The 15,398-nt window shown below is 68.8% G+C and carries 14 protein-coding genes; 7 read left to right on the forward strand and 7 right to left on the reverse strand.

The genetic code is table 11. From position 1 onward, the window contains the following. The first annotated feature begins 194 nt into the window (after positions 1-194). From JWP28_RS00640 to JWP28_RS00660, 5 genes are all read left to right on the forward strand, one after another. On the forward strand, positions 195-860 hold the full coding sequence (locus JWP28_RS00640) for a BON domain-containing protein (protein ID WP_299538810.1): 666 nt from the start codon (positions 195-197) through the stop codon (positions 858-860). Positions 861-871: 11 nt separating this feature from the next. Then, positions 872-2,572 (forward strand): cation:proton antiporter, encoded by a 1,701-nt coding sequence (locus tag JWP28_RS00645; RefSeq protein WP_299538812.1) that lies wholly within the window; start codon positions 872-874, stop codon positions 2,570-2,572. 123 nt (positions 2,573-2,695) lie between these two features. Next, complete coding sequence (locus tag JWP28_RS00650; RefSeq protein WP_299538814.1) at positions 2,696-3,208, forward strand: redoxin domain-containing protein; 513 nt, start codon at positions 2,696-2,698, stop codon at positions 3,206-3,208. Continuing rightward, positions 3,174-3,740: a thioredoxin domain-containing protein gene (locus JWP28_RS00655; RefSeq protein ID WP_299538817.1), complete on the forward strand. Its 567-nt coding sequence runs from the start codon at positions 3,174-3,176 to the stop codon at positions 3,738-3,740. Before JWP28_RS00650 ends, JWP28_RS00655 begins: the two co-directional genes overlap by 35 nt. A 24-nt stretch (positions 3,741-3,764) precedes the next feature. Beyond that, positions 3,765-4,148 carry a PRC-barrel domain-containing protein gene (locus tag JWP28_RS00660; protein WP_299538820.1) on the forward strand — a complete coding sequence of 128 codons (384 nt, stop codon included), beginning with the start codon at positions 3,765-3,767 and terminating at the stop codon, positions 4,146-4,148. 100 nt (positions 4,149-4,248) lie between these two features. Here JWP28_RS00660 and JWP28_RS00665 read toward each other — a convergent pair whose 3' ends face one another. The 4 genes from JWP28_RS00665 to JWP28_RS00680 all read right to left on the reverse strand — a co-directional run bounded on the left by JWP28_RS00665 (position 4,249) and on the right by JWP28_RS00680 (position 7,957). Further along, a complete protein-coding gene (locus JWP28_RS00665) occupies positions 4,249-4,914 on the reverse strand; it encodes a BON domain-containing protein (RefSeq protein ID WP_299538823.1) in 666 nt (221 codons plus the stop codon). A 347-nt stretch (positions 4,915-5,261) separates the two neighbouring features. Beyond that, the gene (locus JWP28_RS00670; RefSeq protein ID WP_299538825.1) at positions 5,262-5,729 is read right to left on the reverse strand and encodes a hypothetical protein; all 468 of its coding nucleotides are present in this window, start codon (positions 5,727-5,729) and stop codon (positions 5,262-5,264) included. Positions 5,730-5,942: 213 nt separating this feature from the next. Beyond that, positions 5,943-6,854, reverse strand: coding sequence for a ribokinase (locus JWP28_RS00675; protein ID WP_299538828.1), 912 nt, complete (start codon positions 6,852-6,854; stop codon positions 5,943-5,945). Between the two features lie 20 nt (positions 6,855-6,874). Further along, positions 6,875-7,957: an acetamidase/formamidase family protein gene (locus tag JWP28_RS00680; RefSeq protein WP_299538831.1), complete on the reverse strand. Its 1,083-nt coding sequence runs from the start codon at positions 7,955-7,957 to the stop codon at positions 6,875-6,877. 249 nt (positions 7,958-8,206) lie between these two features. On the opposite strand from JWP28_RS00680, the gene JWP28_RS00685 reads away from it, so the two are divergent. Further along, complete coding sequence (locus JWP28_RS00685; RefSeq protein WP_299538833.1) at positions 8,207-9,061, forward strand: TauD/TfdA family dioxygenase; 855 nt, start codon at positions 8,207-8,209, stop codon at positions 9,059-9,061. A gap of 3 nt (positions 9,062-9,064) precedes the next feature. Beyond that, a complete protein-coding gene (locus JWP28_RS00690; RefSeq protein ID WP_299538836.1) occupies positions 9,065-9,898 on the forward strand; it encodes an oxidoreductase in 834 nt (277 codons plus the stop codon). Positions 9,899-9,917: 19 nt separating this feature from the next. Here the strand turns inward: JWP28_RS00690 and JWP28_RS00695 are convergent, their stop codons facing one another. The 3 genes from JWP28_RS00695 to JWP28_RS00705 all read right to left on the reverse strand — a co-directional run bounded on the left by JWP28_RS00695 (position 9,918) and on the right by JWP28_RS00705 (position 15,277). Continuing rightward, positions 9,918-11,120, reverse strand: a complete 1,203-nt coding sequence (locus JWP28_RS00695) for an aromatic ring-hydroxylating dioxygenase subunit alpha (protein WP_299538839.1) — start codon at positions 11,118-11,120, stop codon at positions 9,918-9,920. 104 nt (positions 11,121-11,224) lie between these two features. After that, a complete protein-coding gene (gene atzF, locus JWP28_RS00700) occupies positions 11,225-13,018 on the reverse strand; it encodes an allophanate hydrolase (protein ID WP_299538842.1) in 1,794 nt (597 codons plus the stop codon). An 87-nt stretch (positions 13,019-13,105) separates the two neighbouring features. Beyond that, positions 13,106-15,277, reverse strand: coding sequence for a TonB-dependent receptor (locus JWP28_RS00705; RefSeq protein WP_299538844.1), 2,172 nt, complete (start codon positions 15,275-15,277; stop codon positions 13,106-13,108). Positions 15,278-15,398 lie beyond the last annotated feature (121 nt).

Consider the following 15,398-nt stretch of genomic DNA (forward strand, 5'->3'; position numbering starts at 1 on the left):
GTGCTGGGCCTGCTGCGCGGGGAGCTTGGGCGCACGGCGCAGAGGTGCGTGGAGAAGACCCTGGCCTGCGACTGCGTCGAGGAGACGCCGGAGGCGCTGCGGCTGCGGGTCCGGGCGTCGAGGGCGCTGCACTGACGCAGGTCAGTGCGGCGGCTCGAGTTTGGCGCCCCCTCTCGCGCCGAGCGGAGGACGCCATGCGGGCCGACAGCGACATCCAGCACGATGCCGAGCTTGAGATCCGCTACGACCCGGCTATTGAATCCCGGGACATCGGGGTCAGCGTCCGCAACCGGATCGTCACCCTGACCGGCTTCGTGCGCAGCTTCACCGAACGCCACCAGGCCGAGCAGGACGTCAAGCGGGTGGCCGGCGTGGCGGCCATCGCCAACGAACTGCAGGTCAGGCTCCCCTCCGCCGACCGGCGGCCCGATTCCGAGCTGGCCCAGGAAGCGGTGCTGGCGCTGGTCAGCCAGGTTCCGTTCCTGAGCGGCGTCACGCCGATCGTCCACGACGGCGAGGTGACCCTCGAAGGCGAGGTCGAGTGGCGCTTTCAGAAAGACCGGGCCGAGGAGGTCGTGCGCCGTCTGCGCGGGGTCAGGTCGGTCACCAACCTGATCCGGGTGAAGCCCCGGCTGCCGCCCGAAGGCATCAAGGCGCAGATCGAACGCGCCCTGGTGCGCGATGCCGAGATCGACGCCGCCTCGATCGTGGTCGAGACCGAGGGCGGCAAGGTCATCCTGAAGGGCATCGTCCGGACGCTCTCCGAAAAAGAGGAGGCCGAGCGCGCGGCCTGGCAGGCGCCGGGCGTCACGGCGGTCGATAACCGCCTGCTGGTCGGCGATCCTGCCCTGCTGCCGTAAGCGGGGTCATCTTGGGCGAGCCGCTGCTGGTCAAGGCCCTGATCCTGATGGCCGCCTCCGCGTTGGCGGTGGCGCTGCTGCGGCGGATGGGCCTGCCGGCGATCCTCGGATACTTCGCCGCCGGCCTGGCGATCGGGCCGCACGGCCTCGACCTGGTGGCGCCCGACCAGGCGACCCGGTTCCTGGCCGAACTGGGGCTGATCTTCCTGATGTTCACCGGAGGCCTGGAGTTCTCGCTTCCGGCCATGCTCGCGGGTCGGGGCGACGTCTTCGGCGCCGGCGCCCTGCAGGTCGGCCTGACGACCGCCGCGGCCGGCGCGATCGCCGCCCTGTTCGGCGCCGGGCCGACGGCCGCCGTCCTGACCGGCGGCGCCGTGGCGATGTCCTCGACGGCCGTCGTGGTCAAGCAGCTGTCCGACCAGGGCGAGCTCGGGTCCCCGGCGGGGCGGCTGACGGTGGGCATGCTGCTCTTCCAGGATTTGGCCAGCCTGCCGTTCCTGGTAATGGTCGGCGCCTACGCCGGCGGCCCGGACGCCGACCCGCTGGCGGTGGCGCGCCAGGTGGCGCTGGGCGGGGTTGCGCTGGTCGCCGCCGCGGTGATCGGACGGCCGCTGTTCCGCGGTGCGCTCGCCTGGGTGGCAGAGAGCCGGTCGGCGGAGCTGCTGCTGCTGGCGGTCCTGCTGCTGGCGCTCGGCGCAGCCTGGGCGGCCGGCCTCGCCGGTCTTGCCGCGCCGCTTGGCGCCTTCATGGCCGGGATGCTGGTCGGCGAGAGCGACCTTCGCCATCACGCCGAGGATGAGATCCGGCCGTTCCGTGACGTGCTCATGGGATTGTTCTTCGTCACCATCGGCATGGGGCTCGACCTGGGCGTCGCCGCGTCGCAGCCGCTCGCGGTCCTGGCGTGGCTGGCGGCCTTCCTGTTCGTGAAGCCCGCCATCGTCCTCCTGGTGGCCAGGGTGCGGCGCTGGCCCGGTGAAGAGGGGCTGCGCGTGGCGCTGGCGTTCGCCAACGGCGGGGAGTTCGGCCTGCTGCTGATGACCCAGGCGCTCGCCGCGGGCCTGCTGCGGGCGACCCTCGCCGGCCCGGTGCTGCTGGCGCTGGTGGCGAGCATGGGGCTCGCGCCGGTGGTGATGCCGCTCTGGCCGTTCATCGCGCGCAGGGTCCGCGGGCTCGCGCCGTCGCGGGCGCCGATCGCGGTCGCCGAGTCGGCGCACGACCTGGCTGACCATGTGATCCTCTGCGGCTGCGGCCGGATTGGACGGCCGGTGGCGGCGGCGCTGGAGGCCTCGGGGCTCGCCTATGTGGCCCTGGAAAAGGACTTCGTGCGCTATCGGCAGGCCCGGGGCCAGGGGCTCAAGGTGCTGTTCGCGGACGCCAGCCGGCTCGGCGTCCTCACCGCCGCCGGGCTCGCCCGCAGCCGACTGCTGGTGCTGACCTTCGACACCGCCCGGGAGACCAGCCGGATCCTGGACTGGGCGAAAGCCGAAGCGCCGCGCGCCCATCGCCTGGCCAGCGCCTCCGATGAAGCCTCCGCGGCCGAGCTGGTCGCACAGGGCGCGGAGGTGGTGTTTCCGGAGAACCTGGCGGCAGGCCTGGGGCTGGCCGACCAGGCGCTGCTGCTGTGCGGTCTCGACCGGCGCGCGGCGGCTCGCCTGGTGACGAAGCTGCGCGCCCAGCTGAATCCGGAACTCGCCAGGTCGGGCGGCCTCTGAGCGGCGTCACGCGTGCTGGCGCCGCGCGCTTCCTCGCGGTCCAATCCGGCGGGCTGACGCGCGTCAGTTCGGGACCGCAATCTGCCCGCTAACTTGCCCCGGACATCCGACCGGAGGCCCACCATGGGTCAGATTCTTTCGCCCGGCCTTACCGCCCCCGACTTCACGCTGAAGGTCACGCCCGACCAGTCCCTGTCGCTCAGCGAACTGCGCGGGCGCCGCGTGGTTATCGCCTTCTATCCGGCCGACTGGAGCCCTGTCTGCGGCGACCAGATGACCCTCTACAACGAGGTCCTGTCGGAGATCCGCGACCGCGGGGCCGAGCTGTTGGGCGCCTCGGTCGATGGCGCGTGGTGCCACGACGCCTTCGCGAAGCACCGCAACCTGCACTTTCCGCTGCTCTCCGACTTTGAGCCCAAGGGCGCAGTGGCGCGCGCCTACGGCGCCTATCGAGAGGGCGAGGGCGTGGCGGAAAGAGCCCTCTTTGTCCTCGACGAGAAGGGCGTGATCGCCTGGAGCTACCTCTCCGCCATCGCCGTCAACCCGGGGGCGGACGGAATCCTCGAGGCCCTCGACCGCTTGTCTGATCAGGAGTCTTCCGATGGCCATGCTCAGGGCGCCGCTGACGCCGCGTGATCACCGGCGCGGGGATCCCGACGCGCCGGTCGTGCTGGTGGAATACGGGGACTTCCAATGTCCCTACTGCGCGGCGGCCGAGCCGGTGGTCGAGAGCCTCCTGCAGGCCTACGGGCACGACACCCAGTTGGTGTTCCGCCACTTTCCACTGACGCAGGCCCACCCGCTCGCCGAGACCGCCGCCGAGGCGGCGGAATTCGCGGACGAGCACGGCGCCTTCTGGGCGATGCACGACGCGCTGTTCGCCAACCAGCCTCGGCTCAGCCTGCCGGTGATCTTCGCCATCGCCGGCGCAATGAACCTGCCTCAGCAGGAGCTTCGTGAGGCCCTCGAAGCCGGAACCTACGCCCGCCGGGTGCGCGAAGACTTCATCGGCGGCGTGAGGAGCGGGGTGAACGGCACGCCCTGCTTCTTCGTCAACGGCGTGCGCCACGACGGCGCCTACAGCTTCGAGGCGCTTTCCGCCGCCATTCTCGCGGCAGGTGCGGCTGCGGTCGAAGACCAACCCACCCGCCCGCTTCACGCCGGCTGAACCGGCCAACCCTGGGAGACCCCCATGTCGAACCTGTTCAAGGCCAGCTTCTGCGCCGCGGTCCTCGCAACGAGCTTTTCGCTGCCCGCGGCCGCACAGGCGCCCCCGCCGGTCGCCCTGGTGGTGGTCAATGTCCAGGCGGTGGCCCTTGGCTACCGGGCGAGCCAACTGATCGGCCGCGCCGTCACCAACGACCGCGGCCAGGCGATCGGCAAGATCGACGACCTGATCATCGGGCGCGACAAGGTGCTGTTCGCCATCATCGGCGTCGGCGGTTTCCTGGGCCTCGGCGAGCACCTGATCGCCGTCCCCTACAGCAGCCTGGCGGTTACCAGTCAGCACATCGTGCTGGCCGGCGCGACAAAGGAAGCCGTCGGCAAGCTGCCGCAATTCCGCTACGCCAAATGATCGAAGACCGGCCGTCCGCGCGGACGCGGGCGGCCGGAAAAGGTTTTCCGCAAGCAGTAAAGACGGGCGTCCCAGCCTCGCCGGGGCGCCCGCCGAACGATCAGGCCATCGTCAGCAGGCCGACGGTTAGCCGATTGTCGACCTTGGTGACCCCCGGCGCCCGCCAGGCGGCGCGTTCGGCCTCCTGGCGATCAGCCCAGGACCGCACCTTGCCGCGCAAGATGACTTCGCCGCCGTTGGCCTCGACGGTGATCTCGTTGGCTTCCAGTTCGGCGTGGCGCTTGAGGGCTTCCTCGATCTTCCGCTTGACCTCCGAAGGGGCAACCCGCGGCTTCAGGTGGATGAGGTTGGTGACTCCCTTCACCCCCTTCAGGCGCCGCACGGCGCGTTCCGCTAGATCCCGCTGGAAGTTCCACTCGACCTCGCCTTCCAGAGTCACCCAAGCGTTGTTCACCACCGGCGTGATGTGCTCGTAGGTGAAGGGGAGCTGGCTCTTGATGGCGCTCACCGCCTCGCGGGCGATCTCGGGATCGGGCCGTTCGTCGGAGCTCGGCAGGCGGACTTCGATGTCGTTGGCCAGCCCGACGACGCCGGAAACGCGCTTGGCGTCGCGCTCGGCCTCGAACTTTTCACTGTAGCTGCGCACGAAGCCGGTCAGCGTGACGACGCCGTCCTTCACGGCGACGGCAATGTCGTCCGGCCTGATGTCAGGATCCCAGCGGAGCTCCAGCTCCACATCGCGCTTGATATCGCTGTCGCTTCTCATCACGTCCTCCTCGACGCTCATCTGGTGAGAGATTACCCATTGAAAACCGGAGCGTTTTCTTCGGGACGAAGGGGACCCTAGGACAGCCGCCTTCCTCTCGCACTGACGGGCGTCAGCAGCTTCGGCCTGGCCAACAAGCGGGCGTCAGCTGGCCGAAAGCCGACCCCCGTCAGGGCCAGGCGGCGTGGCGCGCCCAGACTCCGAGCGCGAGGAGGCCGAACGGGCGGGTTGGCGGGCGCCGGCGTGATCAGCGTCGACAATCGGAGCACCATCAAGGTCGACGATCTGGTGAGCCTCTTGGCCTGAGGCGGCGCGGCCCCGCCAGGCCCGGCGCCGCCAGCCTGGAGTTACTGCGGGGGGAAGTCGGCGCGGATGACGGTCCCATCGGGGAGCTGACACTGTCCCTCGCCGCCGCCGGCCATGCCGGACGACGGACGGATCAGGGTGAAGTGACAGCGCAGGTGGCCGCCTGGTCCTTCGAGGTTGGCCACCACCTTGCCGGTGTATTCCGTGACGAACGCCGGCTCCGGGTCCCAGAAACCCCACCCGCGCCAACGCCCCCGCCCATGCCAACCGACCCACAGCGGATCGAGCGTGTCGATCGTGGTGTCCTTCGTGACCTGGAAGAACGGGCCTTGATAGGTCTGACCAGTGTTCAGCGTAGCGGTCATGGTTCCGCGACTGGGGCCCGATTCCTTCCAGGTGAAGGTCGCGCTGACAGCGCCGCTCCTGGATTCGCCGGTTCCCACGCCGGTTGTGGTGCATCCCGCGACCAAGGCCATCGCGAGCGGTATCGCGGCGAACTTCATTTCCATCCGAGTCATGACGAGCTCCTGTGCGTGTCGACCAAGGCCGCCCAGCACGCCATCATCGGTGGAGCTCGACCCTGACGCGCGTCAGTTTGGCCTTTGGCGAGGGTCAAAGCCGCCAGCTGAGCGACGGCGCCCTCCGCCAGGATTTCGTCGCTGCTATCATTATGGGCGCCCGGCGTCGGGCTGCCGCTCAGGCGTGCCCGGACATGGTCAGGCCTAAAGTTTTAGCAGCCGCGCGATGCGGGGTTCGTCGGCGAAGCTCGTGACGGCGCCCATGGCCGTGCAGGCGAGCGCGCCAGCGCCCAGGCCCCAGGCCATCGCCCGGTCGAAGTCGCCGGACCTCGCCAGGCTCGCCGCGAAGGCGCCGATGAAGGCGTCGCCGGCGCCCGTAGTGTCCACCGCTTCGATCCGGTGCGCGGGGCGCGCGAGAGGCGCCTGATCCCTGCGCAGCAGGACCGCGCCTTCCTTGCCTAGGGTGACGACCACCGCCACGCCAACCTCGGCCAGCAGGGTCGCGCCAGCGGCGACCGGATCGGCCTGCCCGGTGAGCGCCAGCGCCTCGATCTCGTTCACGAACAGGATGTCGGTGAGGGCGAGCATGTCGCCGTCCATGGCGTCCGGCGCGGGGGCGGCGTTCAGGGCCGTGAGGACCCCGGCCTCGCGGGCGATCTCGAAGGCGCGCTTCGTGGCGGCGACCGGGGTCTCCAGCTGGCCGAGCACGAGCTTGGCCGAGGCGATCAGCGGAGCGGCCGCCGCGACGTGGGAGGGGCTGAGCTGGGCGTTGGCGCCGGGATCGACGACGATGCTGTTCTCCGCCCTCGCGTCCACCAGGATCACGGCCATGCCGGTGCCGTGGTCGGCCAGGCGCGGCGCGGCCGTAGCGTCGATCCCGGCCCGCGCCCAGACCGCCAAGGCGTCGTCGCCGGCGGGGTCGATTCCGATCGCCGCCACCATCGCCACCCGCGCCCCGCAACGGGCGGCCTGGACGGCCTGATTGGATCCCTTGCCCCCCGGCGACTCGCGCCGGTCAAGGCTGAGGCAGGTCTCGCCCGGCGCGGGCAGATGCGCCACGACGAGGACGACGTCTTGGTTGTAGCTTCCGACGACAACGATTTCCGGTGCGGGCATGCGGCGCCTCCCGCGTCGCTTTAAGCACTCGCGCCCTTGCGCGGGAAGATCGAGCGCGGAATACGCACGTGAGCGCCCTGCCGGGCGTCCACGACCTGGGTGATCGCAAAGTCGCCCGCGACGCTCATCAGCGAATAGGCGTCGTTCTTCGACAGGCCCATGTGCTCGTGCAACAGGCCGAGCATGTCCAGCGCGGCGTTGCGCGTCGCCACGTTCAGGTCCTCGTCGAACCCGTGAACGATCCACCAGTTCGGGGTTTCCAGGAGCGGGGAGGGGAAGCTGAAATCCTTCCGCACGACGATCTGAAACAGCACGTTGAGCGAGGCCTCGATGGCCGTGCCGGACAGCTCGCCGTCGCCCTGGCTGACATGGGGATCGCCAATGGAGAACAGGCCGCCGTCCACCTGGACCGGATAGTACATGACGGCGCCCGCCCCGATCCGCCAGTTGTCGATATTGCCGCCGTGGGCGCCCGGCGGGATGGTGCTGACGCGCCCCGCGACGTCCATCGCCACGCCGGCCGTGCCCAGGTGCGGCCGGGCGGGCACGCGAATCCCCTTGAGCGCCGCCTGGCGATCGCAGGCCGGGCAGTGGGTGATGGTCCCCGGAACCAGGTACTTGCCAGGGAAGTCGTAGGCATAAAGCGCCTCGGCCTGGCCGGCGTTGGCGTCGAACTGGTAGATGGTCACCCGCTCCTTCTCGCCGAACTCCTTATAGAGGTAGCCCCAGTTGGCGGCGAGGTTCGAACCGTAGTTGCAGCGCGGGGTCATCCGCAGATAGCGGACCTCGAGCATGTCCCCCGGCTTGGCGTCCTCCACGTAGATCGGGCCGGTCATGATGTGGACGCCCGGGTTGCGGTCGCTTTCGGGGATCTCGCGGAAAATCGCGTGGACCCCTTCGTCCATCATCAGCTCCGGCGCGTCGCCGGCGTGGTGGGTGATCGCCTCGGCCTGGATGAGATCGCCGCTCCTGACCGTCAGGGCCGGCGCGAGCGCGGCGTCGAAATAGCCCCAGTGCACCGTCTGCGGCGTCGCCCTGAGCTGGTGCAGCGCACCTGGCGCCAGGTCGGGTCGCTCCTGCCCGTCGTCACAGAAAAAGGCCATGGCGGTTCCCCTTGTTGGAAGTCATCGAATTGTGGGGAGCTTAGGAGCGGCGGGGCGGCGAGGGCAGCGCGCATGCCTGAACTTCCGCCAGGTTGTCGGAACCGGTCGACTTTTTGGGCGCCGGCCGCTGCTAGCGCACGACGCTGGTCCTGCGTCGGCAAAGCATTGGGGCGTCTGCGTGCAAGACCTTGGGGAGGGGGCTCGCTAGGTTGAAGATCAACACTTCTCCATGGCGAACGAGGGTCCGACGTGAGCATTCTGGCGACGATCCGAACCCGGCCCCTGAAGCCCGGATTTGGGGCCGAAATCCTGGACGTGGACCTGCGGCGGGCGGATGAGGAGACCCTCGCCGGCGTGGTCGACGCCTTCCACAGGCATGGGGCCATCCTGCTGCGCGGTCAGCAACTCTCGCCGGGCGAGCTGACGGACTTCATCGCCAGGTTCGGCGAGCCCGAAGACCACACCCTGAAAGAGTTCACCGTCGAGGGCTTTCCCAAGGTCTACCGGCTTTCCAACCGGGTCGTGGATGGCCGGCCGATCGGCGCGCACAACGACGGCGTCGGCTGGCACACGGACTACAGCTACAAGGCCGAGCCGGTGATGGCGACCATGCTGTTCGCGGTCGAGGTCCCAGCGGAAGGCTCCGACACGATCCTCGCCGATTGCGTGGCGGCCTGGGAGGCGCTGCCCAAGGAGCGCCAGGCCCAGCTCGAGGGCAAGGTCCTGCACCATTCCTACCAGCACTTCATGGCGAGCCGGGAATACGGCGCCCGCGAGCTCTCGGATGAGCTGAAGGCGCAGAACCCCGACGTCTTCCATCCGCTGGTCCGCACCCATCCCGCCGACGGGCGCAAGGCGCTCTGGCCGTCGACCGGGACGGTCATCGAGGTGATGGGCATGCCGAACCCGGAGGGGCTGGAGCTCGTCCAGGAGCTGGTGGACTACGCGACCCAGGACCGCTTCACCTACCGGCACAAATGGCGGGTCGGAGACATCCTGATGTGGGACAACCGGTGCACCCTCCACACCGGCACCCTGTTCGACGACACCAAGTATATCCGTGAGATGCATCGTCTGTGGGTGCGCGGCGACCGGCCTTACTGAGCGATGGCAAACTGGTTGATCACCGGGGTCGGCGGCGGACTCGGCCGGGCCCTGGCCAAGGCGGCGCTCGACGCCGGCCATCAGGTGGCGGGCACCGTGCGCCAGCCGGCGGCGCTCGCCGACTTCGAAACGCTGGCCCCGGGCCGAGCGCGCGGCTTCCTGGCCGACATGGCCGACGAAGCGTCCGTGAAGGCGGCTGTCGAGCAGGCGGAGACGGCGCTGGGCGGCCTCGACGTGCTGGTCAACAACGCCGGCTACGGGCTCGTCGGAGCCATCGAAGAGTCGAGCCTCGCCGAGATCCGCGCCCAGTTCGAGGTGAACGTCTTCGGCCCTGTGGCCGCGATCCAGGCGGTGCTGCCACACTTCAGGCGGCGCGGCGGCGGGCACATCATAAATATCACCTCCGTTAGCGGATTGGCCGCCTGGGCCGGCACCGGGATCTATTGCGGCAGCAAGCACGCGCTGGAGGGGATCGGGCGGACGCTCGCGCAGGAAGTGGCCGGGTTCGGAATCAAGGTGACGAACGTGGAGCCGGGCGGCATGCGCACCGACTACGCCGGCCGCTCATTGACCGTCACGGCGCGAAAGATCGCCGACTACGCCGACACCGCCCACAACGCTGAACGGATTCTCGGCGAGCATGCGGGACACGAGGCTGGAGATCCGGCCAGGATCGCCGCTGCCATCCTGAAGATCGCCGCCTCGCCCGAGCCGCCCGTGCAGCTTCTGCTGGGCGCCGACGCCGTCCATTATGCGACCCAGGCCATGGCCTCGTTCCAGGAGGAGTTCGGGCGCTGGGCGGCGCTCAGCCTGTCGACGGGTTTCGCGGACTCCTGAGCCCGCGTCGAGGACCTCGCTACTCCGCAGCAACCGGCGTCGCGGTCTTCGATTTCATCCGGTTCCACGCAGCTCGGTACCGCGGGACCAGCCACTGGTTGAACTGGCCCTGCGCGCCCTCCTGCCAGGAATACCGGCCGCGCGGCGCGAAGCGTGAACGCAGGCCCATCTGGACGCGGGCGTCCACGTGCATGTCCTGAGCGATGATCTTGCCGGCGCTGGTCATGATCATCTCGAGCCGGTGGGGGAAGCCCGGGTTCTGCGAGGCGCCCGGCGCCACCAGGATGCCGGTGTCCTGCTCCATGGTCTCCGGACCGGTGGCCCGCAGGATGAGATAGATGACGACGTCGCTGGTGAGCACCAGCGACAGGGTCGGCGGAACGTTGGCGAAGGTCATCCGGCCGCGGTCGAGCTCGGTCAGCTTCGGAAACACCGGAAGCACGGCGCGCTGGGTGGGATTGAAGCTCGCATCCGGATGCAGGGTGCCGTTGAACCGCAAGAAGCCGGCGTCCTGTGCGCTCCACTCCGGGAAGGTCGCCAGCTCGCTCGGGACGAAGTCGTGCAGCGGTCCCTGGTGCAGTTTCGAGGCGTGATAGCCGTCGTTGTTGTTCTCAAACATCACCTTCCAGTTCCAGGCGAACTGGCCGGTCATGGTGGTGGCGCTCTCGGCGTTCGCAAGGTCGTAGCCGGCCAGGGCTTCGGCCACCCCGGCCAAGCGCGGTGTAAGCGGCGCGGCGTCGGGATCGAAGTTTATGAACAGGAAGCCCAGCCAGGTCTCGACCTTGAACCCTGGCAGCCGGATCTTCTTCTTGTCGAAGTCGCAGGTCCGCTCCATGGCCGGCGCGTTGACGAGCTTGCCGTCCAGTCCGTAGACCCAATGGTGGTAGGGACAGACGAAGCCGCGCGTATTGCCCTTGCCCTCCGCCACCAGCATGCCTCGATGCTGACAGACCGACGACATGGCGCGCACCACGCCGTCCCGGGCCCGGGCGACCACGATCGGCTCGCCAATGATCTGTGTGGTGAAGTAGTCGCCCGGTTCCTTGACCCAGTCCTCACGTCCCACGCAGAGCCATTCGTGGTTGAAGAGAGCTTCCTTCTCGAAGGCGTAGATTCCGGCGTCGGTATAGCAGGCCGGCGGCAGGGTCTCTGCGCGGTCGAGCTCCGCCACCGAGCTTTCCAGGCTGTCGATGAACGCGTCCGTAAGGACGGGGGAGGCCATGGGATCATCCTTGCTCAAGGGCCGTCAGGCCGCGCCGAAAGGTAGCGTCGAGGGGCCGCAAGGTCTTGCCTGGGGACGCACAGAGAGTTTCGTGGCCATAGGCGTCAGGCGCGCGCCTGCTCGCGGGCGATATAGGCGCGCCAGCCCCCGAGCGCCGTGATGTCCTCAGCCCCCTCGAGGGCCCGTGGTTCGGCGACGAAGCCCTTCACCTCGGTCCCGTCCTCCAGCGTCACCGTGCCGATCGCGAGCGGCGGCGGGACCTCGGCCACGAAGCTGCCGAACGCCTCGGTGGCGAGCTCGTAGACTTCCACCTCGATCGGCGCGCCGGCTCCGGCATGCACCAGGGCCGGCTTCGGCGGGGTGGCGTTGGCCATGGCGTAAAGCCTGTAAACGGGGGCCGTTGTGCAGCGACGGACAAGTTTCGCGTCGCGGGAGGTAAGTTGCCAGTGCAGGGGCATGGCTGCCAGGTGGGCGCCGACGACCGCGAGCTTCACGGACTGAGGCGCGCCGGAAAGATCGAGGGGCGGGGGCTCGGGCATCGGGGCGATCTCCTCATAGCGGCGGGCGAGGGCCAGCAGGCGGCGGTCGGCCCAGGCAGGTCCGATCAGGGTGACGCCGAAACCAGTGCCGTTGTCGCGGAACCCGGCCGGAAGCGCGATGGCGCTCATATCGAGCAGGTTCACGAAATTGGTGTAGCGGCCGAGGTTGGCGTTGAGCGCCAGGGGCTCGGCCAGGACTTCCCGGATGCGGTAGATGGTTGCGGCGGTCGGCAGCAGCAGTACGTCCGCGATCTCCCATAGCTGTTCCGAGTCCCGTTGGTGGTCGCGCAGCCGGTACTCGGCCTGGAACGCCTCCACGGCAGTGGCGCGCAGCCCGCCCTCCAGGATCTGCCGCACGACCGGATGGATCGCGGACGGTCGTTCGCGGAGCAGGTCGTACACCGCGGCCGTACGCTCGGCGACCCACGGGCCCTGGTAGAGCAGGTCCCCGGCCGCCAGGAGCGTGCGGATGTCAATCTCGACCGCCAGGCCGCCCATGGCCTGCAGGCGGGCGACCGCGCCTTGGAACAGGCGGGCGGACTGCGCGTCGGAAAACCACTCGAGCTGTTCGGGACGCGGCAGGGCGAACCGGAATCGGTCCGGGAGAGGCGCGCCGCCCTCGGACGGCGGTCGTCTGGAGTAGGGATCGGCGACGTCGAAGCCGGCCACCACCTCGTCGATCGCTGCGGCCTCCCGCGTGGAGGAGGTGAAGACGGTGATGCAGTCGAGCGTTCGGCAAGCCGGCACGAGTCCCCGGGTGCTCCAGCGGCCCTTGGTGGGCTTCAGTCCGACGAGGTGGTTGAAGGCGGCGGGAACCCGGCCGGAGCCGGCGGTGTCCGTGCCAAGCGCGAAGGCCACGAGGCCGGCCGCCACGGCGACGGCGGAGCCCGAGCTGGATCCGCCGCTGATGAACTTGCGATCGTAGACGCAGCCGCAGGCGCCGTAGGGGCTGCGGGCGCCGACCAGGCCCGTGGCGAACTGGTCGAGGTTGGTCTTCCCGACGAGCACCGCGCCGGCGTCGAGCAAACGCTGCACCACCGGGCCGGTGGCCTCGGGCCGGTAGGCGAACGCCGGGCAGGCTGCCGTCGTGGGCAGGCCCGCTACGTCGAGGTTGTCCTTTACCGCGAAGGGCGCGCCCGCCAGGGGGAGGCGCTCGCCGGCGGCGATCCGCCTGTCCACGGCCTCGGCCTGGGCCGTGACCTGATCCGGAGAGAGGCGCGCGATCCACACCTGCGGCTGCACGGCCTCGTAGGCGGCGACGCGAGCGAGGGCCTCGCGCGCGATCTCGGCCGCGCTGCGAACGCCGGCCGCGACATCGGCCGCAATGTCGAGCGTGGAGAGCCGATCAAACGAGGACATGCGTGCTCAGCCGGAAAGGGCCCTTGAGGTGGCGGCCCGCCCCCGCCCCACGGGCGGAACGGGGCGGACCGCTCGTGGGAACCGGTGCTAGAAGGCGAAGGCGATCGTGCCGATGACCTGGCGGGGCGGAATGTACTGCTGGCTGGTCTGGCCGGTCCCGTAGGGGTCGGTGTAGCGCGAGTTCACGCCGGCCTTGTCGAACAGGTTGGTGCCGGTCAGCGAGATCCGCCAGTGGCCGCCGGTCGGGGCGTACTCGACGTAGAGATCGGCCACGCCGTAGGATTTCACCTTGTCCAGGGTGGGCTCGTTGAAGATCCGCGCCCACTCGGAACCGCGATAGGTGTACTGCGCCCGCGCCGTCAACGCGCCGGTGGGCAGATCCCAGCGGTAGGACGCATTGACCGAGCCGGACACCTGCGGCATCGCCGGCGGCTCCTTGCCGCTGACGTCACGGGCCGAGGCGATCACCGCCGCCCAGCAGGCCGGGTTGTAGAACGCGCCGCCGAACGCGCAGGGGCTCGAGAAGGACGGATTGTTCTCGATCGCGTTGACGACCGTGGAGTCGAGCACCAGCGTCTTGCCCTGGATCTCGCCCTTCTCCAGCGCCAGGCTGCCGCCGAGGCGCAGGTGGTCCCCCAGCCCGACGTATTGAGCCTCGAATTCGACCCCGTAGTCGCGGATCTTCGGGATGTTGGTGATGCCGGCGTCGAACGGCACGGGGTCAGTCTCGATGTATTGGAAGTCCTTGTGCTGGTAGTAGAAGGCCGCGATGTTCAAGCGGAGCGACCGGTCGAAGAAGGAGTTCTTCGAGCCAAGTTCGAAGGCGTCGTTTTTCTCCGCCTTGAAGGTGGGCGGGATCACGACCTGCCCGAAGCTGCCGTTGACGCCGCCCGGCTTGTAGCCGCGGGCGTAGCTCGCATAGATCATGTTGTCGGGCGTGAGGTCGTAGTCGGCCTCGGCCCGCCAGGTCGGCACATTGTCCTTCAGCGAATGGATCACGGTGTTCGTGCTGAACGCCGAGAAATTGTAGCTGTTGTCCTTGAAGTCGTCGTTGTTGTAGCGCACGCCCGCGGTGACCCGGAACACGTCGCTGACGTGGTAGGTCGCCTGGCCGAAGATTGAGTAGGACCGGCGCAGCACGTGCGACACGTTCCCGTAGTTCAGGTTGGGCGGCGGGTTGTTGGTGATCCCCGGCAGGATGGTCAGAAGGGCCGGCGTCGGCGGAGTTGAGCCGCCAAACTCGACCACGTACTGCTTGCTGGTCTGGTAGAGGCCGAACAGGCCGACGATCCATTCGAACTTCGAACCCTGCGGCGACAGGAAGTCCAGTTCTTGGGTGTAGTTGTGGACGTGGGTGTTCCACGCGGCCACGGCGTCGTAGAAACCAAGCTGGGCGAAGGTGCTCCGGTCGGAGTCCTCCTGCTGGATGTGGTCCAGGCCCTGGTAGGCGCTCACCGAGCGGATCGAGAAGTTCGGCAGGTCCCACTGCAGGTTGAGGTGCTCCAGCTGGCTCTCCAGCTTGAAGTGACTGGGATAATCCTGCGACAGTTTCCGCGGGTCCGTCGCCGTATCGACGATGTTCTTCTGCGCGTCGCCGTGCTGGTCTGACCTGTAGAATTCCGCGCTCAGCGTGGCCGAGAAGGTGTCGGTCGGTTTCCACAGCAGGGCGCCCTTGAGGCTCGCGTCGTGGGCGTCGTCCAGCTTGAAGCCCGGGATCGCCAGGTTGTCGGTGAAGCCGTCGTGGTCGTACTTCTGGCCCGACAGCCGCAGGGCCAGCGTCTCGGACAGCGGCAGGTTCACCTCCGCCCGCACGCGCGACAGGTTGTAGGTCCCGAAGCTGACGTCGCCCGAGGCGTCATAGACGCCAAGTCGCGGTTGGCGCGTGATGATGTTGATCGCGCCGCCGATCGAGCTCTGGCCGTAGAGGGCGCCCTGGGGTCCACGCAGGACCTCGACGCTCTGCACGTCGAACAGGGTTTGATCGAGCGAGATGGTGTTGGCGATATAGACGCCGTCGATGAATTGCGAGACGCCAGGCACGGTCGTGAGTCCGTTCTCAGGCGTCCCTGAGCCCACGCCGCGGACCGTGACCAGGTTCTCGAAGCCTGAGGTCTTGGTCACCTCCAGGCTGGGCACCACGGCGTTCAGCCCGGCGACCGACGTCGTGAACGACTGGTCGAGGGTGGTGCTCGATATCGAGGTGACCGCGTCCGGCGTGCGCTGCACGTCGGTTCCGCGACGCTCCGCCGTGACGATCACGGTTTCCAGGGTCGCGCCGCCGCCTGCGCTGGGGGCGGCTCTTTGCGCTAAAGCGGATGAAGCCGCCGCCGCAGAGATTGCAAAAGCGCAGGTCGACAACATGAGATTGCGTTTGATGCGC

Origin of the sequence: Phenylobacterium sp., from assembly GCF_028290885.1 — a bacterium.
In the GTDB taxonomy this organism is placed as follows: domain Bacteria; phylum Pseudomonadota; class Alphaproteobacteria; order Caulobacterales; family Caulobacteraceae; genus Phenylobacterium.